The 25,432-nt window shown below is 65.1% G+C and carries 22 protein-coding genes and 1 pseudogene; 20 read left to right on the top strand and 3 right to left on the bottom strand.

What is annotated here, in order from left to right:
• Positions 1-27: 27 nt before the first annotated feature.
• From A7X12_RS16465 to A7X12_RS16540, 16 genes and pseudogenes are all read left to right on the top strand, one after another.
• The gene (locus A7X12_RS16465; protein WP_043061461.1) at positions 28-1,305 is read left to right on the top strand and encodes a TolC family protein; all 1,278 of its coding nucleotides are present in this window, start codon (positions 28-30) and stop codon (positions 1,303-1,305) included.
• Complete coding sequence (locus A7X12_RS16470; RefSeq protein ID WP_043061460.1) at positions 1,305-2,468, top strand: efflux RND transporter periplasmic adaptor subunit; 1,164 nt, start codon at positions 1,305-1,307, stop codon at positions 2,466-2,468. The genes A7X12_RS16465 and A7X12_RS16470 overlap by 1 nt, the downstream gene beginning before the upstream one ends.
• Before the next feature lie 4 nt (positions 2,469-2,472).
• A complete protein-coding gene (locus tag A7X12_RS16475) occupies positions 2,473-5,718 on the top strand; it encodes an efflux RND transporter permease subunit (protein WP_064312604.1) in 3,246 nt (1,081 codons plus the stop codon).
• 57 nt (positions 5,719-5,775) lie between these two features.
• On the top strand, positions 5,776-6,264 hold the full coding sequence (locus A7X12_RS16480) for an SRPBCC family protein (protein ID WP_043061492.1): 489 nt from the start codon (positions 5,776-5,778) through the stop codon (positions 6,262-6,264).
• A complete protein-coding gene (locus A7X12_RS16485) occupies positions 6,261-6,629 on the top strand; it encodes a hypothetical protein (protein WP_043061458.1) in 369 nt (122 codons plus the stop codon). Before A7X12_RS16480 ends, A7X12_RS16485 begins: the two co-directional genes overlap by 4 nt.
• A gap of 67 nt (positions 6,630-6,696) precedes the next feature.
• Positions 6,697-7,038, top strand: coding sequence for a flagellar hook-basal body complex protein FliE (fliE, locus tag A7X12_RS16490; protein WP_043061491.1), 342 nt, complete (start codon positions 6,697-6,699; stop codon positions 7,036-7,038).
• 30 nt (positions 7,039-7,068) lie between these two features.
• Positions 7,069-7,956, top strand: coding sequence for a bestrophin family protein (locus tag A7X12_RS16495; RefSeq protein WP_043061457.1), 888 nt, complete (start codon positions 7,069-7,071; stop codon positions 7,954-7,956).
• 131 nt (positions 7,957-8,087) lie between these two features.
• On the top strand, positions 8,088-8,342 hold the full coding sequence (locus tag A7X12_RS16500; protein ID WP_232318554.1) for a hypothetical protein: 255 nt from the start codon (positions 8,088-8,090) through the stop codon (positions 8,340-8,342).
• Positions 8,343-8,542: 200 nt separating this feature from the next.
• On the top strand, positions 8,543-11,041 hold the full coding sequence (locus A7X12_RS16505) for a heavy metal translocating P-type ATPase (protein ID WP_061780452.1): 2,499 nt from the start codon (positions 8,543-8,545) through the stop codon (positions 11,039-11,041).
• Positions 11,042-11,158: 117 nt separating this feature from the next.
• A complete protein-coding gene (locus A7X12_RS16510; RefSeq protein WP_043061455.1) occupies positions 11,159-11,779 on the top strand; it encodes a DedA family protein in 621 nt (206 codons plus the stop codon).
• A 565-nt stretch (positions 11,780-12,344) separates the two neighbouring features.
• Positions 12,345-13,029 (top strand): annotated as a pseudogene (locus tag A7X12_RS16520) (ZIP family metal transporter).
• 55 nt (positions 13,030-13,084) lie between these two features.
• The gene (gene copM, locus A7X12_RS16525) at positions 13,085-13,468 is read left to right on the top strand and encodes a CopM family metallochaperone (protein WP_052814285.1); all 384 of its coding nucleotides are present in this window, start codon (positions 13,085-13,087) and stop codon (positions 13,466-13,468) included.
• The gene (locus A7X12_RS16530; RefSeq protein ID WP_043061452.1) at positions 13,465-14,424 is read left to right on the top strand and encodes a cation diffusion facilitator family transporter; all 960 of its coding nucleotides are present in this window, start codon (positions 13,465-13,467) and stop codon (positions 14,422-14,424) included. The genes copM and A7X12_RS16530 overlap by 4 nt, the downstream gene beginning before the upstream one ends.
• Positions 14,425-14,495: 71 nt before the next feature.
• Positions 14,496-14,771, top strand: a complete 276-nt coding sequence (locus tag A7X12_RS26810; RefSeq protein WP_367890210.1) for a TFIIB-type zinc ribbon-containing protein — start codon at positions 14,496-14,498, stop codon at positions 14,769-14,771.
• 198 nt (positions 14,772-14,969) lie between these two features.
• Complete coding sequence (locus tag A7X12_RS16535; protein WP_043061451.1) at positions 14,970-16,061, top strand: inositol-3-phosphate synthase; 1,092 nt, start codon at positions 14,970-14,972, stop codon at positions 16,059-16,061.
• Positions 16,062-16,102: 41 nt separating this feature from the next.
• Positions 16,103-17,674, top strand: a complete 1,572-nt coding sequence (locus A7X12_RS16540; protein WP_052814284.1) for a mechanosensitive ion channel family protein — start codon at positions 16,103-16,105, stop codon at positions 17,672-17,674.
• Between the two features lie 282 nt (positions 17,675-17,956).
• Here A7X12_RS16540 and A7X12_RS16545 read toward each other — a convergent pair whose 3' ends face one another.
• Both A7X12_RS16545 and A7X12_RS16550 read right to left on the bottom strand, forming a co-directional pair.
• On the bottom strand, positions 17,957-18,688 hold the full coding sequence (locus A7X12_RS16545; RefSeq protein ID WP_043061449.1) for a hypothetical protein: 732 nt from the start codon (positions 18,686-18,688) through the stop codon (positions 17,957-17,959).
• 2 nt (positions 18,689-18,690) lie between these two features.
• On the bottom strand, positions 18,691-19,137 hold the full coding sequence (locus A7X12_RS16550) for a disulfide bond formation protein B (RefSeq protein ID WP_156477765.1): 447 nt from the start codon (positions 19,135-19,137) through the stop codon (positions 18,691-18,693).
• Between the two features lie 1,245 nt (positions 19,138-20,382).
• Here A7X12_RS16550 and A7X12_RS25190 point away from each other — a divergent pair.
• From A7X12_RS25190 to A7X12_RS16565, 4 genes are all read left to right on the top strand, one after another.
• The gene (locus A7X12_RS25190) at positions 20,383-20,628 is read left to right on the top strand and encodes an AbrB/MazE/SpoVT family DNA-binding domain-containing protein (protein WP_022676113.1); all 246 of its coding nucleotides are present in this window, start codon (positions 20,383-20,385) and stop codon (positions 20,626-20,628) included.
• The gene (locus tag A7X12_RS16555) at positions 20,625-21,011 is read left to right on the top strand and encodes a type II toxin-antitoxin system VapC family toxin (protein WP_043061448.1); all 387 of its coding nucleotides are present in this window, start codon (positions 20,625-20,627) and stop codon (positions 21,009-21,011) included. The genes A7X12_RS25190 and A7X12_RS16555 overlap by 4 nt, the downstream gene beginning before the upstream one ends.
• A 78-nt stretch (positions 21,012-21,089) precedes the next feature.
• A complete protein-coding gene (locus tag A7X12_RS16560) occupies positions 21,090-22,205 on the top strand; it encodes a metallophosphoesterase family protein (RefSeq protein ID WP_043061447.1) in 1,116 nt (371 codons plus the stop codon).
• The gene (locus A7X12_RS16565) at positions 22,202-24,835 is read left to right on the top strand and encodes an AAA family ATPase (protein ID WP_061780453.1); all 2,634 of its coding nucleotides are present in this window, start codon (positions 22,202-22,204) and stop codon (positions 24,833-24,835) included. The genes A7X12_RS16560 and A7X12_RS16565 overlap by 4 nt, the downstream gene beginning before the upstream one ends.
• Before the next feature lie 332 nt (positions 24,836-25,167).
• Here A7X12_RS16565 and A7X12_RS16570 read toward each other — a convergent pair.
• Positions 25,168-25,432, bottom strand: a 265-nt coding sequence (locus A7X12_RS16570) for an SDR family oxidoreductase (protein ID WP_157105628.1), incomplete at its 5' end; no start/stop codon positions are given.

A 25,432-nucleotide genomic window follows, 5' to 3' on the forward strand; every position in this document is an offset into this window, starting at 1 on the left:
GACGACATTCGTTAGGATTCCTCGACAATGCAGAAATTGTGCGCAGCCTTGCTGGCTGCGGCGTCGTGCGCCTCGGTGGCCCACGCGCAAGCCGGGCCGCCTGCGCCTATCACGCAGGCTGGACCGATCTATTCGCTCGACCAGGCGGTCGTCGCTGCCGGCGGCTCGGCGCCTTCGACCTCGGCCGCTACCGCTGCCATCGAAGCCGCACGTGCGGGCCGGACCGTTGCGGGATTGCGCCCCAACCCGGTCTTCCAAGGACAGATTGAGAATATAACGGGCTCCGGACCCTATCGGGGCGTGCGCGCCGCAGAGACTACGGTCGGGTTCGCCATTCCGATCGAACTGGGTGGCAAGCGCAGCGCCCGGGTCGGAGTTGCCAACGCCCAACTCTCACGCGCCGAGATCCAGGCGGCCATCATAGCCGCGGACGTGCGGTTGCAGGTGACGCAGCTCTACGTCGAAGCGGTCGCAGCCGAGCGGCGGGTGACGACGGCGCGGGATCAGGCGCGGATAGCGGGCGACGCACTCCGCGCGGCAAGTGTTCGCGTGCAGGCCGGACGGGCGTCGCCGCTCGAACAACAGCGCGCCGACGTCGCGCGGATCAACGCCGAGGCCAACGTCGAGCGTCAGCTCCGACTTTCCGACGCGGCCCGGGCGAATCTGGCGCGACGCATTGGTCAGCCGATCGATGGCCGTCTCGACGAGACGTTGCTCGATCGATTGCCCGACGCGGCGGCCTATGGGCCGGCGGCACCGGTACGAACGGTCGGAACGCTGGCGCTGGCCGCAGCCGATGCCGACTTCAGCATCGCGGATGCGGGCGTAAGGCTCGCGCGCGCCAATCGGGTGCCGGACATCAACGTCGGTCCGGCGCTGCGCAGGCTGGAAGCGACGAACGACACCGCGGCCGTCTTCACGGTCTCGATACCGATCCCGGTGTTCAACAACGGCCGCGCGGCGATCGCACAGGCGACTGCACAGCGTACCCAGGCGGACGCTCTTCGCCGGGTGACGGCGCTCGACATCGAGCAAGCCATCACTGACGCGCAGGCTCAGGCGGCGAACGCGGCGACGACTGCGCGTGCGGCGTCCGGACCGGCTTTGGCGGCCGCGCAGGAAGCGGCTCGGATCGCGCGCATCGGATATCGCGAAGGCAAGTTCGGGCAACTCGAACTGCTCGACGCCGAACGCACCCTCGCCGAGACGCGCGTCGCCGCGATCGACGCGCTCGCCAACTACCAGAATGCACGCGCGCAAGTGGAGCGGCTGACCGCCCCTGCGCCCGTTGGGGGAAACCAGTGATGAAAAGCTATTATCTCGTGGGCGCAGCGACGGCCGCCCTCCTGCTGTCGGCATGCGGCGGTGGAAGCGACGCCGGAAACGAAGCCGCTGCGAACGAGGCATCGAACAGCGCGTCGGCGAACGCCGGGGCGGAAGCACCGGCGCAGAAGGATGCCGTGACGCTCACGCGGGAGCAGATCGCCGCAGCCGGAGTCCAGATCGGCCGTCCGATCGTCGGAGGTGCGGGAACGATCGAGCTTCCTGCAATCATCGAAGGCGATCCGCAGGGCACACAGGTCGTGTCAGCTGCCATCGCCGGTCGGGTGGTCGCGCTCACGCGCAATCTCGGGCAGACCGTCGGCCGAGGTCAAACGATCGCCGTGATCGAAAGCCGGGAGGCCGCACAGATCAAGGGCGAGGTGCAGGCCGCACGTGCACGGCTGCAGCTCGCGAACTCCAATCTCGCGCGCGAACAGCGCTTGTTCTCGCAGAAGGTCTCGCCCGAGCAGGACCTGATCGCGGCGCGCACCGCAGCGACGGAGGCGCGCATCGCGCTGACCCAGGCGCAGAGCACCGTTTCGGCAGCCGGCGTCGGCGGGGCGGGACTGAACCGGCTGGGAATCGCCGCACCGATCTCGGGCCAGGTGATCGCACGGCCCGTGACCCTCGGTCAGACCGTGACGGCCGATGCCGAGCTCTATCGCATCGCCAATCTCGGCCAGGTGTCGCTGGCTTTGAACCTCAAGCCGGAGGATGCCGGCCGCGTCCGTCCCGGCAACGTCGTGACGGTCAAGGCCGCGGGCCGGCAGGCGACGGCGCGGATCACCTTCGTGTCGCCAGCGCTCGATCCCCAGACCCGCCTCGTGCCGTCGATCGCGACGCTCGACAATCGTGGTGGCACTTGGCGCGTCGGCGAACCCGTGACCGCTTCGGTCGAACTGACGGGCAGCGGCGGCAGCGGTGCGATCCGTGTGCCGACCACGGCGGTGCAGACCGACGAGGGCAAATCGGTCGTCTTCGTACGAACTCCGAACGGCTTCCAGGCGACCCAGGTGCAGCTCGGCGACGCATCCGGTGACACGGTGATCGTCCGCTCCGGCCTGACCGGCCGTGAGCAGATCGCCACCACCGGCAGCTTCACGCTCAAGGCCGAACTCGGCAAGAGCGAAGCGGTAGAGGATTGAGATCATGATCGCCCGCATCGTCACATGGGCGGTCGAGAAGCGTTGGCTCGTCCTGCTGCTCGCCGTCATCGCCGCAACCATCGGCGCCTTCTCCCTCTACCGGCTGCCGATCGACGCGGTGCCGGACATCACCAACAATCAGGTGCAGATCAACGTTCGCGCGCCAGCGCTGTCGCCCGAGCTGGTCGAGAAGCAGGTGTCGTTCCCGATCGAGACGGCGCTCGCCGGCACCCCGGGCCTCGAATACACCCGCTCGCTGAGCCGCAACGGCTTCGCCCAGATCACGGCCGTCTTCTCCGACGCGACCGACATCTACTTCGCCCGCCAGCAGGTCGGCGAACGGCTGCAGGGCGTGGCCGAGAACCTGCCCGACGGCGTGAACCCCGAAATGGGACCGATCGCGACCGGTCTGGGCGAGGTGTACATGTACACCGTCCGCCTGCAGCACCGCGCCGACGACAAGCACAAGCCCGGCGAGCCGGGCCAGCAGCCCGACGGCAGCTACATCACCCCCGAGGGCGATCGGCTGACGAGCGAGGAGGACAAGGCGACCTATCTGCGTACCGCGCAGGACTGGATCGTCACCCCGCTACTGAAGAACACGCCCGGCCTGGCTGGTGTCGACTCGATCGGAGGCTATGCCAAGCAGTTCCTGGTCGTCCCCGATGTCCAGAAGCTCGCTTCACTCGGCATCACGCTGACCGAACTGGGTAACGCTCTCGAGCGGAACAATACCAGTGTCGGAGGCGGCTTCGTCAACCGCAACGGTGAGGGACTGGCGGTAAGGTCGGACGCTCTGGTCCGCAACACCGGCGAGTTGGCCCGGACCGTCGTGGCGACCCGCAACGGTGTGCCCGTGACGCTCGATCAGGTCGCGACCGTTCGCACCGGACAGGCGATCCGGATGGGTTCCGCGTCCGAGAACGGCACCGAGGTCGTGGTGGGCACCGCGATCATGCGGATCGGTGAGAACAGCCGCTCGGTCGCGACCGCGGTCGCGGACAAGCTGAAGACGATCAACGCCTCGCTTCCGCCGGACGTGGTGGTGCAGCCGGTGCTCAACCGCACCGAGCTGGTTAACTCCACCATCCGGACGGTGGCGCGCAACCTCGGCGAAGGCGCGGTCCTCGTCATCGTCGTCCTGTTTCTCCTGCTCGGAAACTTCCGCGCGGCGCTCATCGCAGCGCTCGTCATTCCGATCACGATGACGCTAACCGGATTCGGGATGCTCAAGGCAGGCGTCTCTGCCAACCTCATGAGCCTCGGCGCGCTTGACTTCGGCCTGATCGTCGATGGTGCGGTCATCATCGTCGAGAATGCGTTGCGCAGGCTCGCGGAGCGCCAACATCACGAAGGCCGACGGCTCACCGTCAAGGAGCGGCTCGCGAGCGTGGCGGCTGCCGCGCGCGAGATGATCCGGCCTTCGGTATACGGACAGGCGATCATTATACTCGTCTACGTACCGCTGCTCACGCTCACCGGCGTCGAGGGCAAGACGTTCGTGCCGATGGCGCTCACCGTCATCATCGCGCTCGCCTTCGCGTTCGTGCTGTCGCTCACCTTCGTGCCTGCGATGATTGCCATCTGGCTGTCGAAGAAGGTCGATGAGGAGGACGGCCGCATCGTCACCTGGCTCAAGAAGCGCTATGAGCCGGGGCTCAATCGGGCCATGAGGCGTCCCACGATCACGATCGGGGCGGCCGTCGGCAGCCTCGTCCTGGCGGTCTTAGCGTTCGGAACGCTGGGGCAGGTGTTCCTGCCGCAGCTCGACGAGGGTAACCTGCTCATCCAGTCGCTGCGCATCCCGGCGACGTCGGTCCAGCAGAGCCAGGCGATGCAGGTGCCGATCGAACGCATGATGTCGAAGCAGCCCGAGGTGCAGTTCGTCTATTCGAAGACGGGCACCGCCGAGCTCGCATCGGACCCGATGCCGCCCAATGCCACGGACATGTTCGTCATCCTGAAACCGCGCGACGCCTGGCCCGACCCCAAGTTGGCGAAGGAGGATCTGGTCAAGCGCATCGAGGGCAATCTCGCGAAGTTCCCGGGCAACGCCTACGAGATCACCCAGCCGATCCAGATGCGCTTCAACGAGCTGATCGCAGGCGTTCGCGGCGACATCGCCGTCAAGGTCTTCGGCGACGATTTCTCCGCCATGAACCGGACGGCGGAGCAGGTCGCGTCAATCCTGCGCAAGACGCAAGGCGCGGCCGACGTGAAGGTCGAGCAGACGACGGGTCTCCCGATGCTCGACATCCGCGTCAACCGCGATGCGATGGCACGCCTCGGCGTCACCGCTCAGGATGTGCAGGACACCGTCACCGCCACCCTCGGTGGCCGCACCTCCGGGCAGATCTTCGAGGGAGACCGCCGCTTCCCGGTTGTCATCCGCCTCTCGGAGGCGCAGCGTTCGGATCTGGGGCTGCTGCAGCAGGTCCAGGTTCCGGTCGCCGGCGGGTCCTTCGTTCCCCTTTCCAGCGTCGCCGACATCGGAGTCGTGGACGGGCCGAACCAGATCAGCCGCGAAAACGGCAAGCGCCGGGTGGTCGTGCAGGCCAACGTGCGTGGTCGCGACGTCGGAAGCGTTGTGGCCGACGCACAGGCTGCCATCGGCAGCCAGGTGCGCCTGCCACCGGGCAGCTATCTCGAATGGGGTGGACAGTTCGAGAACCTCCAGTCGGCCAGCGCAAGGCTGAAGCTGGTCATCCCGGCCTGCTTCGTCCTGATCCTGTTCCTCCTCTATGGCGCCCTGGGATCGGTGCGTGATGCCGCGATCGTGTTCACCGGCGTGCCCTTCGCGCTGGTGGGCGGCGTGCTGCTTCTCTTCGTGCGCGGCATGGACTTCTCGATCTCCGCCGCGGTGGGCTTCATCGCGCTGTCCGGCATCGCGGTCCTCAACGGCCTCGTCATGGTCAGCTCCATCCAGGACCTGATCCGTTCGGGCATGGACCGCGCCGAGGCGGCGCATGTTGGTGCGATGCAGCGCCTGCGTCCGGTCGCCATGACGGCGCTGGTGGCATCGCTCGGCTTCGTACCGATGGCGCTCGGACATGGTGCCGGTGCCGAGGTGCAGAAGCCGTTGGCGACGGTCGTCATCGGCGGGCTGATCTCGGCGACGCTGCTGACGCTCTTCGTGCTTCCCACCCTCTACGCGCGGTTCGGGCAGAAGGCGATCGAGCTGCCGGAGCACTACAACGAAGAGCACGAAGGCGATGATCACGGTCAGACCTTCGGGAAGACCATGGCCTGACGAACGAGGAGGGCGGCACCGTCGTGCCGCCCTCCCATATCGATGATGGGGATACCCATGCCGGAGATCACGATTTCCCGAGTTTTCCATGGCCCGCCGCTGCGGATCTGGTCCGCGCTGATAGAGCCCGAGCACCGTCAAGCCTGGAGGCCGATGATCCAGCTCGACGATGCCAGCCAGGTTGGCGAAACCCAGTGCACGTTCGCCTTTCCGGGCTGGTCACGCTCCGTCCGTTCACCCGCCGAGGTCGACCACCTGGACAAGCCCCGGGCTTTCGCCTGGTCGTGCGGCATTCCTCACGTGTTCATGATCGAGGAGCGCTTCGAACTCCAGGGCGACGACGGCGGCACCACGGTGTCGCACAGCTGCGCCCTCCGGGGCCTGCTCTCGCTCCCGATCGCCGCGATGGTTCTGCGTCGTCTGCGCGTACTGATGATCGAGGCCGACGACCGACTTGCGGCCTACCTTCACTGGCGCGCCGGACAGGCGGTCCGCGGAGCCGACCGGCGCCGCATAGCGCAGCACTATCGGAGGAAGGTACGATGATTGGCATCAAGATCGTCGCGATGGTCGGCTTCGTGGTCCTGACCGGCTGCTCGAAGCCCGCGCCCAGCGACCCGCCCACCCAGCAGGAGGTTCATTCCGCCGACAGCGGGGTGTCGAGCGGGCAACTCGGCCGTCACCGCTATCGCTGCGACGACGGAAGCAGGCTGCTGATCGACTACAAGGACGATGGACTGCGGCTCGACCTGCGCGACGGGAACGATGCTCCTCCCCGGATCCTCAGCGCGCCCACGCAGAGGCTGCAATATGTCGGCGACGGCATCACGGCGACATTCTCCGGAACGCAGCTGACGATCGTCGAGGGCACGAGCCGAACCCGGACCTGCGTCCAGGAGGGCAGCAAGTGACCCGATCGTATCAACGGTGCGGTTCGGCCGGAACACGTCCGCGCAGACGTCAGCGGAGGGCGTGACGATGTCCGATCCGACCATCTCGAACGTCATGGCGATCCGCGCAGACGTGATCGCGCGCAGTCGAGCGCTTCGCGAAGCGCAGCCGAACGTCGCGCCCGGCGCGGCGCCGGGCACCCCCTCGTCCAGTTTCGCACAGACGCTCGATGGCGTCGTAGCGAAGGTCAACGAGACGCAGCAGCGGGAAGACGTCGCTACCGAGGCCTACGAGCGCGGCGAGACGAACGACATCGCGACCGTCGCGCTGATCCAGAACCGTGCAAGTGTCGCGTTCGAAGCGACGCTTCAGGTCCGCAACAAGCTTCTGTCCGCATACAAAGACATCATGAACATGCCGCTCGGCTGATGCCGAAGCATGCTGGAGCAATGAACATTTATGATTGTGGGCGCCACGCCACGATTTCGGCAGATCATGTTTGAGGTATGGAAGCCGCTGACGATCCTCTTCGTATGGGACGTTGCGGTCACCGCCTTCCACTTCATGACGCCGATCAAGGAGCCGCCGCTTCCGACTGCGTTGTTCGGCACCGCGATCGCGCTGTTCATGGGCTTTCGGACCAACGCCGCATATGCGCGCTGGTGGGAGGCGCGGACTTTATGGGGCGCGCTCATCAACGCGTCGCGATCTTTGTCGCGCGTCGCGCGGAGCCTTTCGGAAGGGAAGGACGATGCGGAGGGTCTCCACCAGGATGTGGTCCGTCGGCAGATCGCCTTCGCCCATGCGATACGATGCCAACTCCGCCGCGAACCCGCCTACGACGAGATCAGGCGGATCGCGGGCGAAACGCTTGCCGAAATGGTCGTTAAGAAGACGAACCCGGCCAATGCGATCCTGAACAGCATCTCTCTGCTGTTCGCCAGTGCCCTCGCGAACCGCAGGATCGACACCATTCAGCAGGCGATGGTCGAGCGCGTGCTGGTCGACATCGCCAACGCCCAAGGCGGTATGGAGCGGATCAAGAACACCCCGCTGCCGAATGGCTTCCGTTTCTTCCCGAACCTGTTCACCCGCCTGTTCTGCCTACTCTTGCCCATCGCGCTGGTCGAATCGCTCGGGCTCTGGACGCCGATAGGCTCGACGTTGATCGGCCTCGTCTTCCTCGCCGTGCTGAGCATCGGCGAAGATCTCACCGATCCCTTCGCCAACACCGTCCACGATGTGCCGCTCACCGCCATGTGCCGCACGATCGAGATCGATCTGCTCGAGTCCGCCGGCCTCGAGGCGCCAGCACCGCTCAAACCGGTGCATGGAGTCCTGTGGTGAGCAGCGAGCGAGCTAAACGGACGGCTGTGCCTCGTGGCAGGCTCTCCCTGCTCGCGCTCGCCGCACTGGGCCTCACGGCTTGCGGGCCAGCGCCAGACGACACGGAAGGCGTTCTTCACAACGCGGAGACGATGCCGGACTTGGTTGGGCAACGTGTCGTCTACTGCGACGACGGATCGCGCGCCGACGTCGACTACCTCCGCGATGGTCTGCGTATGGCGGTCACCTGGCTGCCGCGCGGCAGGACGGAGATCCTGCGCGCGCGGGGCACCGGTGACGAGTTCCGCAACGGCAGCACGAGGGCGGTGATCGCGGGTGGATCGATCGCCTTCACCCGCTCCGACGGCAAGGTGCGCGTCTGCCACCGCACCAAGGGGGAGAACTGAGCGATGCGCCCTCTTGCACGCACTTCGTTGTCGGCGTCCGCGGTGATCCTCGGCACGATCATCATCACCAGAAGCGGGCTGAAGCTGCGGCTGGTTTCGTGTTCTCGGCACCTCGCCGCGAGCGTCGTCTTCCTCGCCGCCGCACGCGAGATGCGACGCGATGCCCGCATACGATCGAAGATCACAGTTGGGAGGCCGTCATGAACGACAAGCTCGAACTCGACATTCCGGTGCTGCTGCCCGACCTGCCCGATGCCGCCGACGCCTGCCTGGAGCGCCTCGTCTCCACCCTGGCGACGCGCGACGGCGTCGAGAAGGCCCACGTCATCGCTGTCGACGGTGACGCCCCTGCGGCACTGTGCATCCATTTCGACGCCGCCAAGCTGCCGCTGCCGCGGCTGCGCGAGATGGTACGTGCGGCAGGCGCCGAAATCACCGAACGCTACGGCCATTCCGTTTGGGAGGTTACGGGGATCACGCACGAACGTCGGGCACGCACGATCGGCGACACGCTCTGCGCGATGCCCGGCGTTGTCCAGGCGAGCGCGACCACCAGCGGAACGATCCGCGTCGAATACGATCGGCAGCGGACCGGCGAGGACGAGATCCGTGCGACGCTTCGCAAGCTCAAGGTGGGTCTCGGCGAACGGATCGCAGCCGACGATCATGCCGGACACGATCATGGGAAGGGCGCCCGGACGAAGGAGGAGCAGCATGGCCCAGGCGACGGCCACGACCATTCGCACGCCGAGTTCCTAGGGCCCAACACCGAGTTGATCTTCGCTCTCGCCTGCGGTGCGCTGCTGGGGATAGGGTACGGCGTCGAGAAGCTGATGCCTGACGCGGCGCAATGGCTGCCGACCGCCTGCTTCGTCGCGGCCTATCTCTTCGGCGGCTTCTTCACGCTGCGCGAGGCGATCGACAACCTGCGACTCCGCAGGTTCGAGATCGACACTCTGATGCTGGTCGCCGCAGCCGGTGCCGCAGCCCTTGGCGCCTGGGCGGAAGGCGCGCTGCTGCTCTTCCTCTTCAGTCTCGGTCACGCGCTCGAGCATTATGCGATGGGTCGCGCCAAGAAGGCCATCGAGGCGCTGGCCAAGCTCGCGCCGGAGATCGCGACCGTTCGGCGGGACGGCCAGAAAAGCGAGATACCCGTCGAACAGCTGGTGATCGGCGATGTCGCGATCGTTAGGCCGAACGAACGCCTGCCTGCAGACGGCTTCATCATCAAGGGCTCCAGCGCGATCGACCAGGCTCCCGTCACCGGCGAGAGCATCCCGGTCGACAAGATCCCCGTCGCCGATGCCGCGATCGCTCGTGCCAAGCCGGACGCGGTGGGTCCGGAAAGCCGGGTGTTCGCCGGTACGATCAACGGCGGGAGCGCGATCGAGATCGAGGTGACGCGTCGCTCAAACGAGAGCGCACTCGCCAAGGTCGTGAAGATGGTCAGCGAGGCGGAAACGCAGAAATCGCCGACGCAGCGGTTCACCGATCGCTTCGAGCGGGTGTTCGTGCCTGCCGTCCTCGTGCTCGCCCTTCTACTCCTGTTCGCCTGGGTCGTCGTCGACGAGCCCTTCCGCGACAGCTTCTACCGGGCGATGGCTGTGCTGGTGGCGGCAAGCCCCTGCGCGCTGGCGATCGCGACGCCGAGTGCAGTGCTTTCCGGCGTCGCGCGAGCGGCGCGAGGCGGTGTCCTGGTCAAGGGCGGCGCGCCGCTGGAAAATCTCGGATCTTTAAAGGCGATCGCCTTCGACAAGACTGGCACGCTGACCGAAGGACGGCCACGCATCACCGATGTCGTGGTGGTCGATGCTGCCGACGAGAACGAGCTGCTGGCACTCGCCGTCGCGGTCGAGGCGCTCAGCGACCACCCGCTTGCGCAGGCGATCGTCAAGGACGGCCGTGAACGACTCGGCGCACGCGGACTACCCGAAGCCGGAGACCTCAAGAGCCTCACCGGCCGCGGCGTCACCGCAACCGTCGGAGACGAGACGGTATGGATCGGGAAGGCCGAGATGTTCGGCAAGGAAGGCATTCCGGTATTGGGTCAAGGGGCAACGAGTGCCGTCGCCGCGCTGCGCGAGAGCGGCCGGACCACGATGGTCGTGCGCAAGGGCGACCGGGATCTCGGCGCCATCGGTCTCATGGACACGCCGCGCGAGGCCGCGAGGACCGCGTTGCGCCGTCTGCACGACATGGGTGTGTCACGGATGATCATGATCTCCGGCGACCATCAGAAGGTCGCCGAGGCGATCGCCCGGGACGTCGGGATCGATGAAGCCTGGGGCGATCTGATGCCCGAGGACAAGGTGGCCGCAATCAAGAAGCTGGCAGGCGAGGACAAGGTCGCGATGGTCGGCGATGGAGTCAACGATGCACCTGCCATGGCGAGTGCGACCGTCGGGATCGCGATGGGCGCGGCCGGGTCGGACGTGGCTCTGGAAACCGCGGACGTGGCGCTGATGGCCGACGATCTGGCCCATTTGCCGTTCGCGGTGGGTCTCAGCCGTCACACCCGTGGGATCATTCGCCAGAACGTCTTCGTCAGCCTCGGCGTCGTCGGCTTCCTCGTACCGGCGACCATCCTGGGGCTCGGGATCGGACCCGCGGTAGCGGTGCACGAGGGATCGACCTTGCTGGTCGTCGTCAACGCCTTGAGGCTGCTAGCCTACCGCGATCCGACCGGTAGGGCAGGATGACGGTGGAAGCCGTGAGAACGCCCACGTCTGAAAAGGCAGTTGCGTGCAGCAGCCTGGGGATGTTGCTCGAGCATCGTCTTCGGCTGCGCCCGCGACGCTCGGGGATCTGAAATCACAATGTTCGACATCATACTGGATGTACTTTCCTCCTTCAAAGGTTTCGGCGTTTTTCTGCTGATGCTTTTGGAGAACGTCTTTCCGCCGATCCCGTCGGAGGTGATCCTGCCGCTCTGCGGCTATGTCGCCACGCGAGGTGAAATCGGCGTGCCAGCCGTCATCGTCGCCGGCACGCTCGGATCGGGTGTCGGTGCGCTCCTGTGGTACTATGCCGGTCGCTGGGTCGGCGTCGATCGCCTGAAGCGCTTCGCCGCCTCGCACGGCCGCTGGCTGACACTGACCCCAAGCGAGATCGATCGGGTCGACCGCTGGTTCGATCGGCGCGGGCGCTGGGCGGTGCTGTTCGGACGCATGATCCCGGGCATCCGCACGCTGATATCCGTGCCGGCCGGCGTCAGCGGAATGCCGCTCGTACCGTTTCTCGTTGCGACGTTCGCAGGATCCGCAATCTGGACGAGCGTCCTGGTGGTGGCCGGCTTCCGATTGGGCACCCGGTATCGGCAGGTGGCCGACCTCATCGAGCCCACCAGCAACGCCGTGATCGTTGCCGCCTTCATCTGGTACGCCTGGAGGGTCGCAACGTTCGATCCATCGAGGGGGGGCACTGATGGCCCTCAGTAATCTTCGCGCGCGTCGATCCATTCGGGTCCAGGCCTGCTCGGATCGCACCCGGATCCGTTCTTCGGCGGGCGCCTTGCGTGGCCGTGCGATCGCCCTGCCTGTCCTGCGGACCATCACAGGGCAGAAGCGTTGCCTGACCACCCGATGAAGACGCTTCAGCTTTTCGCCGCTCTTCTTCCGGCCGGCCTGTGGCTCCTGGCCGCCAACCTGCTTGTACGCACGACGCGCCTTGGCAGAACCTACAGTCTGATCTCCACCCCGCATGTGCTCGTGCTGATCCGATGGATCGGAATGTTCCATCGCATCGGATTCGCGACATGGAGGCGCCGCGGAGGGAAGTGGCACTGGTCCTCACAACCAGGGCCGATCGCATGATCGTGAGGATCCGAAGGTCGGCATACCGACCGGCATCGACCGCATCGAGGGAGCGACGATACGCTGCGAAGACGCCGAAGCGCCGCGGCGGTCGGAGCACGATCCGACTTCGGACGATTGGTGATGGAAGGCTGTCCCGACCGACCGGGCGAAGCCGATCGCGCGGACATTCGCGTTTGGGAGTACTGCCATGCTGGCACTGAGCTACACCATCATCCCGACCATCGCGGTCATTCTGGGCGCAATTGCCGCGGTCGTGCGACGTCCCGGTGCCGCCTTTACCAGCGCCATGCAGCATCTCGCGGCCGGCGTCGTGTTCGCCGCGGCGGCGACAGAGATCCTTCCGCAGGTCAAGCACGAGGCGAGCCCGACCGCGACGTTGATCGGCGGGGCCGCCGGTGTGGCGGTCATGCTCGCGCTCAAGGGCTTCGAGGAACGCTTCGAAGGTCCCGCCGCGCTGCTGGGCGCGATCGGGATCGACCTGCTCATCGATGGCCTCGTGTTGGGACTGGCATTCGTCGCCGGCGCCAAGGCGGGCATCCTGCTGACGGTCGCGCTGACGCTCGAGGTGCTGTTCCTCGGCGTGACGCTCACGACGGAACTCGGTGAGACCATGCGCTCCAGGCTGCGGGTCGTCCTGACGGTCGCAGGCCTCGCCCTTCTGCTTCCGATCGGATCGCTGGCCGCGCTGCCGGTGGCCACACTGTCACCCGTGGTGATCGCCGGCTTTCTGAGCTTCGGCCTCATGGCGCTCCTCTATCTGGTTACCGAGGAGCTGCTGGTCGAGGCGCACGAGAAGCCGGACAGCCCACTCATCAGCGCCTTCTTCTTACGGCTTCCTCGCGCTGCTCGCGCTCGAGGAGATCGCCGGATGAACCGCCTCGATCCCAATCGGCGCCCTGCGCCCACCCATCCGAAAGGAGAGACGACATGCCCACGATGAAGAAAATGCTGGCGGTCGCGGCCGTCGCCGCGACCGCGTCGGTGAGCGCGCAACCGGTCGCACAGACCATGCCGCACGGACGGCACCTGCGACCGGCCGCACCGACAGGTTCTCCCGCGACGCGGGCGTATCGCGCAGCCAACGCCAAGATGCACGGCGTCATGGACATCCGGTTCACCGGGGATGCCGATGTCGACTTCATGCGTGCGATGATCCCGCACCACGAGGGCGCGATCGCGATGGCGGAGGTCGAGCTGAGATACGGCCGCGATCCCGAAGTGCGGAAGCTCGCACGGGAGGTGGTCATGGCGCAGCGGGCTGAGATCTCGCGGATGCGCATCTGGCTCGCGAAGCGGGAGGCCGGCAAGTGAGCGCCGGTCACGACCACGGCGCCGGAGCGCACGATGCTGGCGCAGGGCACGATCACAGCCATGGCGCGGGCGGTCACAACCATGCGGCCGGCGCCAACGCCAAGATGCTGAGCTGGGCGCTCGCGCTGACCTTCACCTACTTCATCGCGGAGGTGATCGGCGGCTTCGTCTTCAACAGCCTGGCGCTCCTCTCGGACGCCGCTCACATGATGACCGACGTGATGGCGCTGGTGATCGCGCTGCTGGCTATCAAGCTGGGCCAGAAGCCGGCCGACGACAAGCGGACGTTCGGGTATCGTCGTTTCGAAATCCTCGCTGCGGCCTTCAATGCCGTGCTGCTGTTCGGCGTAGCGATCTACGTCTTCGTCGAGGCGATCAAGCGCTTCAGCACCCCACAGGAGGTTCAATCCTGGGGCATGCTGATCGTCGCGACGATCGGCCTCGTCGTGAACATCGTGTCGATGCGGTTGCTGATGGCGGGTAAGGAAGGCAGCTTCAACGTCAAGGGCGCCTATCTGGAGGTCTGGGCCGACATGATTGGCTCCGTCGGCGTCATCGCCGGCGCTCTCACCATCCGCTTCACGGGTTGGACCTGGGTCGACCCAATCGTAGCGGTCGGCATCGGCCTGTGGGTCCTGCCGCGTACGTGGATCCTGCTGCGCGACACCAGCAACGTCCTACTAGAAGGCGTTCCGGGCGGCCTCAAGCTCAGCGAGGTTCGCACCGCCATCGCCGGCGTGCGCGGCGTCGCCGACCTTCATGACCTGCATGTCTGGTCGATGAGCAACGACGAGGTGAACTGTACGGTCCACCTCGTACTCGATCGCGGTGCCGACGTCGATGGGACGCGCTCGGCCGTTCAAGCGCTTCTGCGAGACCGATACGAGATCGGACACAGCACGATCCAGACTGAGGTCTCGGGACGCGATTGCGCCGAACAGGGCATCCATCCTTGAGCCTCTCGGGCGAACCTCAAGGGCAGGCCATGAACGACATCCCATCGTCATCGCAGCGCCGTGACGGCGTTATGCTGGCTCCCGGATGTCAGCTCGGACTGCTGATCGCCGACCGCCGAGGGGGCGAGCTCTACTATCGCCCCCGATGCCGAGGCGTCTGGTTTGACCCGAGCAGACTCGACAAGGTCATCGCGCGAAATCCGCCTACGCTGGCATTGATGGTCCGCGGGACAGCCCGCATCCCAGCAGCGCCCGCTTCCCTGCCCGGGGGCCTGAAACCAGACCGAAGAGCACGCCCGGCATTCGCGGCGCTGGCCGCCATGAGCGAAGTCGACGAGGGGGCGTGATCGACGGCCTCTTCAACCACTGAAAAGCAAGGCGACGAAGAGCCGTCGCTTGCAAGCAGCATTCAAGCCGACGTGATCAATGGCGCCGCCAATCCAGGCGGTGTCCTGGGCATGATCAGAGCGATGTCTGCGCAGGCGTCACGCATGGATGCTCACCATCGATAAAGCCGAGCAACGGCTGCATACCGGAGTAAATTCGTGAAACTCATCAACATCGCCATCGTCGGCATCGGCAACTGCGCGAGCTCGCTCGTCCAGGGGCTGGAGCATTATCGCGGAGGCACCAACGACGCGGCCGGCCTGATGCACTGGGAAGTCGGCGGCTATGAACCCTCCGACATCAAGGTCGTCGCCGCCTGGGACGTGGATACGCGCAAGGTCGGCAAGGACGTCGCCGAGGCGATCTTCGCCAAGCCCAATTGCACCGCGGTGTTCGCCGCCACCATCCCGTCGACCGGCACGGTGGTGAAGATGGGCGCGGTGCTGGACGGCGTCGCCGACCATATGAGCCAATATAAGGACGATCGCACCTTCGTGGTCGCCAACGACACGCAGCCGACCAAGGAAGAGGTCGTCGCCGAACTGAAGCGTTCGGGCACCGACGTGCTGATGAACTACCTGCCGGTCGGCAGCCAGGAGGCGACCGAATTCTACGCCGAATGCGCGCTGGAAGCCGGCGTCGCCTTCGTCAACAACATTCCGGTCTTCATCGCCTCCAACCCCGAATGGGCGAAGCGCTTCGAGGATGCCGGCGTCGCGATCATCGGCGACGACATCAAGGCACAGCTGGGTGCGACGATCGTCCACCGCGTGCTCACCGACCTGTTCGCCAAGCGCGGCGTCAAGCTCGACCGGACGTATCAGCTCAACACCGGCGGCAACACCGACTTCCTCAACATGTCGAACCACCGCCGCCTCGAATCCAAGAAGATCTCGAAGACCGAGGCGGTCCAGTCGGTCGCGGCCGAGCGGCTCGACGACGACAACGTCCATATCGGGCCGTCGGACTACGTGCCGTGGCAGAACGACAACAAGGTATGCTTCCTGCGCATGGAAGGCCAGCTGTTCGGCGGCGTGCCGATGAACCTGGAACTGCGCCTGTCGGTCGAGGATTCGCCCAACAGCGCCGGTGTCGCGATCGACATGATCCGTTGCGCCGCGATCGCCAAGGACCGCGGCATCGCCGGCGTGATCGACCCCGCATCCGCCTATTTCTGCAAGCATCCGCGCACCCAGATGACTGACGACCTCGCCCAGATCGCGGTCGAGAACTTCATCGCAGGCGCATGAGGCCATCGATGCTTCGTACATCACGCCTACACTTGATCGGCATGGTGCTCCTCGCGGGCGCCGTGCCGGGTCGGGCACAGTCGCAGGCCGCCCCGAAAGCCGGCGCGTCCGCGTCGTCCACAAAGCCCCCGACCGACATCTATGGCCGCGACACGCCGCGAGGCACCGTCTCGGGTCTTCTTTCCGCAATGGCCGAGCGCGATTACAGCCGGGCCGGCCGCTACTTCGAAGCCAAGGCGGACGTTCGCCGTCTGACGGAGGAGCTTCAGTCCGTATTGGATCAGAGCGGTGCGATCGATCCGTTCGTTTCGCTGTCCAACGACCCGCAGGGAAATCTGGAGGACGGTCTCGGGTCCAACATCGAACGGGTAGGAAGCCTCTCGAGAACGGGTGACGTACCCATACTCCTTACCCGTGGCGGAACGGCAACGGCCGGCAACGTCTGGCGTGTGGCGCTGAAGACCAGCATCGCCGCACGGCGGCTGCACGAGCATAGGAACACCGGCAAAGGCGGGCAACCGATCGAAATCGGGGGCGCGGCGGTCGGGGACTGGTCGACCCTGCTCGGCCTCGCGTCGCTCGTCTTCCTTGGCTTCTACGTGGTCAGCGCCGGGATCCTCTTCGTGATGAGGCGCACGATCCACGATCACGAAAGGAGCAGGACCTATCGTGTGGCTCAGGCGGCGATGCCGCCGGTAAGCCTGTTCGGGGCGACCCTGCTGTTCCAGCTATGGGCGGGATCGCTGCCGGTCTCCATCATCGCACGTCAAATCCTGCTGCGGTACCTGGGTGTTTTCGCCTGGATCGCGCTGGCGTGGTTCTTCGCCCGCATGATCGATGCGGTGGCACAGCTCAGCATCAATCGGCTCAAGGGACTGGAACGACGGCAAGCGGTGTCCGTGATCAGTCTCGTCCGTCGCGCTGCGAAGCTCGTCCTGCTGTTCATCGCGGTCGTGGCCGTCCTCGACACGTTCGGGATCGACGTCACGACGGGGGTCGCCGCATTGGGCATCGGCGGCATCGCCTTGGCTCTCGGGGCGCAGAAGACGGTCGAGAACCTGGTCGGAAGCGTGACGTTGATCGCAGACAAACCCGTGCAGGTCGGCGACTTCTGCAAGGTCGGTGACGTGGTAGGCACGGTGGAGGACGTCGGCATACGTTCCACTCGCATCCGCACCTTGGAGCGGACCGTGGTGACCATTCCAAACGGAGATTTCTCGGCGCGACAGATTGAAAACTTCGCTCGACGGGACTCCTTCCTATTCAATCCGATCATCAGGTTGGAGCACGGGATCAGGTCCGACAAGCTGCCCGCGACCCTCCACATGATGACGGAAATCCTGGAGGCGAACGAACATATCATCAAGCCGGGCGCGCGGGCGCGCCTGAAGGACATCAATCTGAGCTCCGTAGACATAGAAATCTTCTCCTACATCAGGGCGCAGGACTTCGACGAGAGCTTGATCATCCGACAGGATTTGCTCTTGAAGATCCATGCCAGCTTGGAGAAGGCTAAGGTTCCGATAGCCTACGCCACGCAGACCGTTCACCTGAAGCATGTGGATACCGACTCGGACGACGTGCCTGCGGAAGTCTCGCCGATTATAACCTGAACCTGGGACTTGCGCAGGGTGCGGGAGCGTGTTCGTCGAAGAAAGGTGCATCTAATGCGATGATGCAGGTCTTACCTGCGCTGCATCATCAGAAGCCACAGGTCCTCTCATACATGCGATGGCGTTCGATCCGGCTCATGCCAGTGGAACTATTCTTTAGCGGATTTGCATATTTCCCCTGCCGATCCGCAATTGAGGTTTGGACATGGCGGATCCTCATCAATAGCTCGTCAATCGACGGAGGCGCTGCGCGCTTCGGTTTCCCACGCGCAGCGCCTTGGCTCACGGCAACCTGACGGTCGCCAGTCCCGAGTTGCCCGTTCGGCCGTTCACGGCGTTGACGTAGATCTTCGCCTTCCCGGCTCGCGGTAGGGCGATGCGCCCACTGAACGTCCCAGGCGCCGCGGTGAACGCAAGCGGCGCGCTCGCCAGTTCGTGGCGCCCGCTCCAGATGCTCGCAGTGACGGCGTAATCGGCGGATGGCCAAGGTCCATCGGGAGTTATCGGGCAGCCGCACATCAGCTCGACCTTGGCCGTGATCAAAACCGATCGGCCCTGCGTCGATATGGTGGGCGTGATCGCGAGCCCCGGAAGCTCGACAAGCCAGCCATTGCCTGCCGTCACCGGCACGCCTGGGACGATCCAGCGCTGCGATCTCACGCTGATCCTGGATCGAGGACGACCTATGGGGCCCTCCACCTCAAGGTCAACGAGCGTCGGCTCGCCGAGATCGAGAGTGACCTTGTAGGATGCGGCATCGGCAAGCGCGATCGAAGGGCTGCGTCGAGACGCCTCCATGATCCGCTCCGTGTCGCCCGTCCCGCCCCTTGTGACGCCGCGTGCGAGCACCCTGCCCGATTTCACCTCGCGCAGCGTGATGGATGCTCCTCCCGTGTGATCGCCGACGAACTTCCCGTCCTGGCTGATTACCCGCACGACGATCTGCGTCGGCTCGGCCGCCGCGGGCGCGACCATCAAGAGCCATGCGATGCATGCCACCGTCGACTTCAGCATGATCAGGCCCTCTCCGTCCGAAGCGTCTGCCTCGCCGAGACCTCGAAGATGATCCCGAGCTGAAAGGACATGATCACGATGGCGCACGACGAGAGGATCGTCGAGTCGAACCAGATCGGATCATGAAGCTTGAACGTCCCTTTGAACATCGCGAGCCAGCCGCCATTGAAGTTCTGCATCATGCCGACGCCCAACCCGAGCGTGGCAACAGCGACTGCGGCATACCGGAGGAAGAACCGATTGCCGTACGGGAGAAGCAGAATCAGTATCCCCAGGATACCGATCGCCGAACGTTGGACTCGACAGAACGGACAGGCGTAGGTCGCCTGTGTGAGATCCAACGTCCAAGTGGCGACGCTGATCAGGATCGATACAAGCCCTGCCAGGAGCAGGAAGCGTTTGGTGCTGATGGCTGCGAGCGTTGTCTCGCTGTGACGTTGGCTGAGCATGAAGGTATGTTCCTCGCTTAGGTCGAGTCTGGTCGCGCGCCATCCGCGGACCGGAGGCGTCATGCGACCTTTCGAATCTTCCATCGGTCATGGAATTATGGTTGGAGGCGGCGGACGCAGAGGATGCCGCCTGACCGATGCCTAGCGGGTCGAGGGTGGTCCCCGTAGTGGAGGACGAAGACGTGGAGGAGCCGGCACAGTGCTTCGTACGGCGTGGAAGATCGACGTCTTGATGATGAAAGCGAGGGCGGCAGTCAGTAGGACCGGATCGACCGCCGAGCAGATCGAGGTGTCCGTGGCGGAGACCGAGCACGGTGACGCAGGGCGGATGGATTCGGAGCCGTCGCGCGTGTCCGTCGACGCACCCGGAACCTGAACGAGGGTCACCAGCGGACCAGAGCTCGTGCAAACCGCCATGACCACGTGGTTGCCCGCCCTCTGCGGCATGAAGCCGCTCGGGACGACGAGTCTTGCTGCGATCGCGAGCACCGCGAACCATATCGCCAGATGGCGCGAACATGGTTGTTGGAGCATACCCATGATGACGGGGTACATGACGTTCAACGCCGTGTCATGCAGGTTGTGGGCTTTCGACCGGAGAGTTGGTGCTTGATGCCGCGAGCGTGTTCACACCGACGACCAGCGGCGCGACACGTACGTCTCGCCCCATCCATCCGGGGAGCGGCCAAACTTTCAAATGTCCGGGATCCACAGGTAGTCCGATGGTGTGCCCTTCGCGAGGAACACGGGCCCGCCGGCACCGTGGCCGTTCGGTGCGGTAGCCCCAGCGCCCGCCTTGAAACGCATCGACGCCGCTACCGCGTGGATCGCGGCGCGAGGTTCGGCTTCCGCGACCAACGGTGTGCCACGTGACACACCGCGGGCTACTGGCGAGAAAGAAATCGATCCCGTCTTACGGGTCGACGATGATCGGGCGCTTCGGATCTATGGATCGGTGCGTATGGTCTTTTATAGCTAGCTCATCGCATGCAAAACGCACCAAAATTGAGAGTGGTACCTTTGAACCTGTAGCACACGGAAAGTGTACTGAGACCCGGTAGTGCTATACGGGTATACCCAAAACGCACCTCCTAAAAAGCGCATCTGGCAGGATCGTAGCGGTGTGACACGTAAGGACAAGCATGACATTGGAGTGGAAGATAGGCGCAAGAGCGACATTGTTGTCGTAGGCGGACGTTTTAGCTATATTGCATCGAAGTGGTGCATCGGGGCTGACGTGCTAACATGACCTTGCAAATTAATATTACCCCTAACGGGCGCATGAGTCTGCCAGCGGACGTCCGGAAGCGCCTCGGTCTGAGTGGCGGTGGTGCGGTCTACCTCGACGAAACCGAAGATGGTGTGGTCTTGCGAACAGCAAGTCAGGCAGTGGCACGTGCCCAAGCCCTGGCCAAGCAGTACACCGGCGGTAACCCTGACGCTTCTGTTGACGCTTTTCTCGCCCGACGTCGGGAAGAGAGCGGCGAATGAGCGTGGTGCTTGACGCGTCTGCGATCATCGCGATGCTCAAGGGCGAGCGCGGCGCGGCAAAAGTTGCGGCGGAAATCGGTGGCGCGCGAGTGAGCAGCGTCAACTATGCCGAGGTCGTCAGCCACTTCGTCCATGCCGGCATGCCCGAGCGCGAAGTCGATGCGATGCTTGATCCATTGCCGCTGACGGTCGTGCCGGCCGACAAGGCGCTCGCGCAGATCGCTGGGCGGTTGCGGGCGGCCACAGCCGAGGCGGGGCTCAGTCTCGGTGACCGTTTCTGCCTGGCACTCGCACGGCGCGACGGTCTGCCCGCATGGACCAGCGACCAGAATTGGAAGAAGGTCGCCGACGCCGTCGAGGTCAAGGTTGTCGCGATCCGCTGACTTCGTACGGTCAAGGGTTAGGGGAGCGGGTAGGGGGCTCGGCTCGACTGCCATGGCCCACACCGCCAGAAGGTTTCGATGCTACGCCTGATCCACACAGCAGACTGGCAACTCGGCAAGCCATACGGCCGCTTCGACAGCGATGTGCGCGCTGCCCTCAGCGAAGCCCGATTCGATGCGATTGACGCGATCGGCAAGGCGGCAGCGGAGCATGAGGTCAGGCACGTACTGGTCGCCGGCGATGTGTTCGATACCGAAGGACCAGAAGACCGTGTGATCGTGCAGGCGGTATCGCGAATGCAGCGCTATGCCTGTACCTGGTGGCTGCTGCCCGGCAACCACGACTTCGCCCGCAATAGCGGCTTGTGGGACCGTGTCCGCGCCAAGGGCGCCGCCAATGTCCGCGTCCTCGCCGAGCCGGTGCCATGCGAGTTGGAGCCCGGGCAGTGGCTGCTGCCGGCACCGCTAACCCACCGGCACAATCTCGACGATCCAACCGCGCTGTTCGACACGATGGAGACGCCAGGCGCGCGCTCGCGCATCGGTCTCGCTCACGGCTCGATCCGCGACTTCTCGTCGCGCGGCGAGGCGCAGAACCAGATCGCACCTGATCGCGCGCAGCGCTCCAACCTCGACTATCTTGCGCTCGGCGACTGGCACGGGAGCCTCAGGGTCGATGCGCGCACCTGGTACTCAGGAACGCCAGAAACCGACCGCTTCCAGCGGGATGAGCCGGGCTACGCTCTGCTCGTGACGCTTGAGGCAGGGGCGGAGCCGTCGGTATCGCCAATCCGTACTGGCAGGTTCCAGTGGCTGATGCGCTCGTGGACGGTGGCCGACGCGGAGGGCTTTGCCGCCGAGTGCGACCGGCTGCTTGCGCAGGTCGAACCATCGGCAACCCTCCTGCAGCTCTCGCTCTCGGGTATCGTCAGTTTGTCCGATCGTATCGCGATCCTTGCGCGTCTCGACAATGACCTGCGCCATCGCCTGCGCCATCTGGTGGTTACCGCCGACGATCTCGTCGGTCGGCCGAGCGAACAGGATTTGGCAGACCTGCGGGTCGAGGGAATGATAGGTACGGCCGCGGGCAAGCTGATGAGCATGATAGAGGCCGGTGGCAGCGACGGCGCCATTGCCAGGCGCGCGCTTGAGCGCCTGTTTGTGGAACATCAGCGTGGGCAGGACGCGGCATGAGCCTTCGAATCCGGCGCGTTGCGCTTTCAAACTTCCGCAAATACCGCGACCCCTTCGTGCTCGACGGGCTGACCAACGGGCTCAACGTCATCATCGAGCCCAACGAAACTGGTAAGTCGACGCTGCTGGAAGCGATGCGCGCCGCCTTCTTCATCCGGCACAACACCGCCAACCGGCTTGCGCGTAGCTATGCGCCTTACGGTGAGGCCGTCGCTCCGCAGATCGAGATCGGCTTCGAGGCGAAAGGTGAGGCGTGGGAAGTCAGCAAGCGCTTCCTGAAAAGTGCTTCGGTTGAGGTTCGGGGACCGAACGGGCGTGCGCAGGGCGAGGATGCCGAGGCGCAGCTGCAAGCACTGCTCGGTGCGCGTCGCGACACCAGCCAGGGCGGCGACGCGGCCGCCCACGGCGCACTCGGCCTGCTGTGGGTCGGGCAGGCACAGGCGCTTGAAGTGACGGCGCCGGGTGAGATCGTGCGCGACAGCGTTCGCGCTACGCTGGAAGCTGAGGTCGGCACGATCATGGGCGGTGCCGCCTACCAGCGTGTTCGTCCCCGCATCGACAGCCAGTTCGCGGAATACTGGACCAACAGCGGTCGGCCGACCGGTCGCCAGACCGCGGCACGCGACGAGCATGAGGCAGCACAACGCGCCGCGAGCGAGGCGGCCACTCGGCTTGCCGCCTTGGAACAAGGCTTCTCCGATCTCGAGGCTGCGCGAGCGCGGCTAAAGGTGCTAGACCGCGATCTTGCCGATACCACCGATGCTGAGCAGCGTCGGACGCTGGTAGGCCAGCTCGATGTGGCGCGCTCTGCCGCTCAGCTGCTCGACACACGCCGCGCAGAGCACGGCCGCCTTGTCGAACGCGTCAGGGCCCTTGAGGATCTCGCATCGCGCCTCGCAACCGCCCGCAAAGCTGTCAGCGACACGGCTACGGCGCTCAGCAAGGCACGGGATAGTCGATCCGGCTTGGTCGGGGAGCTGGCGGCCGCACAGGAAAGAGCGAGGATAGCCCGTGAGCTGCTAACCCGTGCTCGTGACACTCGGCGGACCGCTCACGCGGCACTTGATGCTGCTCGGATTCGGGCTGCGGAGCGCGAGCGCCGGGGGGCAATCGGCGAGGCACGACGGCGTTATACCGAGTTGGTTGGGCTGGAGGCCGAATACGAAGCGACGCGACAGCTCGCGACTGCGACGATCCCTGCCACCGTCATCAAGGCCCTCGAAGAACGTGAACGTGCCGTGGACAAGGCGCGGGCGGCTATGGATGCCGGTGCGACGCGGATAGAGTTCGCCGGTGATGTCAGCGGTCTGACGATCGACGGAGCTGCGGCGGAGCGTGGAGACCGCATGCTGTCTCGCGAGACGCGCATCAGACTGGGCGATGCCGAACTGATCATCCGTCCGCCGGTCGGGCTGCAAGGCGCCGAGACGGCACTCGCCAATGCGACCGATGATCTGAACTCAGCCTTGGCTGAGCACGGGGTGGAGAGTGTCGCTGCGGCTCGTGATCGTAACGAGGCGGCACGAGACGCGGTCGCCAACCTTCGCACGCTTGAAGCGCGGATCGCCGGGATCACGCCTGCCGTGACGCTGCTCGACGTCGAGGCGGGTGCTTCGGCCCTGAAACTTTTCATCGCCGGATTGCGGGAAGGCGCGGAAGGGGAGGGGAGTGGCGAAGAACCAGACGTCGAGGCGCTGACGATCGCGTCACGTGAGGCGGATATAGCGCTGGCAAAGGCTGAAGGTGTCGATGCGGTGGCATCCGAGCAGTTGCGCGAGGTGGAGGCGCGCAATGCTCCATTGATGGTTCAGGAAGCTGGCGCCGAGCGGGATGCGCTGAATGTCGCGGCCCAGCTTGCCACCCTGGAAGCCAAGTCCGAGGTGGCCTCGCTTGACGACGCTTTGCGCGATGCGCGCCAGCAGGAGGCGGCAGCGCTCGTCAACCTGCAGGATGCCGAACGCGCGGCGACTGCGCATGACGTTGTGACGATCGAACGGCAGATCGGACTGCTGGACAAGCGGGTCGAGGTGGCCCGGGCCCAGCGTACCGACCTGGAAAAGGTGATTGCCGGGCTCGAGGCGCGGATCGAGGCGGAAGGCGGCAAGGGGCTGGCCGACCGCGCCGCAGTTGCGCGTGAGGAGGCTGATGCCGCAGCTGCCAATCTGGCACGTGTGACGCAGGAAGCCGAAACGCTGAAGTTGCTTCGCGACACTTTGGAGAGCGCACGCGCCGAGACGTCACGGACGTTCGTCGGGCCTGTGGCGCGGCGTGCGCGCCGGCACATCGAACGGCTGCTGCCGGGCGCGGACCCCGGCTTTGGCGACGACCTTGGCCTGGCGTCGATTGCGCGGGGCGGATTAGCCGAGGGTTGCGGCGATCTCTCCAGGGGCACGCAGGAACAGCTGGCAGTCCTCACGCGGCTTGCCTTTGCCGACATGCTCCTCGAGCAGGGCATGCCGGTCTCGCTGATCCTGGACGACCCGCTGGTCTATTCGGACGATACCCGCCTCGATCTTATGACCGAGATTCTGACGGAGGCAGCAACGCGAATGCAGGTCATCCTGCTTACCTGTCGTGATCGCGCCTTTCGCCATCTTGGTAACCGGATTAGCCTGGCGGGAGGTCGGTAACGGAACCTAGAAATTCTGGTGGTTAGCGGACCGGCCGCTTTTGGGTAAAGCAAGGCGCATAGCTGACGTTGGCTACCGCGGCCCCCGTTCCGATTGGGATCCCATGCGAGACGGGATCCCGAAACCTTGGGGTGTCATCTCGCCCTCAACCGGACCGGCCACCAGCGGCGCATTTTTCAACAGCCCCGGTCGATTTTCTGGCGGTCTGGCTTTCCGTTTCGCCACGCTCGACAAGCAGTTCGGGAAACGGCACCCGCCTTGCCGTATGTCGTGCAACTCGCGCATTGGTAGTGCTGGCCGCCCTTCCCAATCGGGATAGGACAAACTGAAAGTCAGGCGATCGTATTCACCACACCGCCGTCAACGCGTAGCGCCGCACCGGTGGTCGCGGACGCCTGTGGAGAGGCGATGTAGACGCACAGGTTGGCGACTTCCTCGACCGTGGCAGCACGCTGGATGATTGAGGATGGACGATGGGCCTTGACGAAATCGACGCCGGCCTCTTCCAACGATTTGCCCGAGGCGACCGCATCCGCCAGCATCTCGGCTACACCCTCCGACAATGTCGGACCGGGGTAAGCGTCCGGTGTTCCCCGC

Source organism: Sphingomonas sp. TDK1 (assembly GCF_001650735.1).
Classification (GTDB): Bacteria; Pseudomonadota; Alphaproteobacteria; order Sphingomonadales; family Sphingomonadaceae; genus Sphingomonas.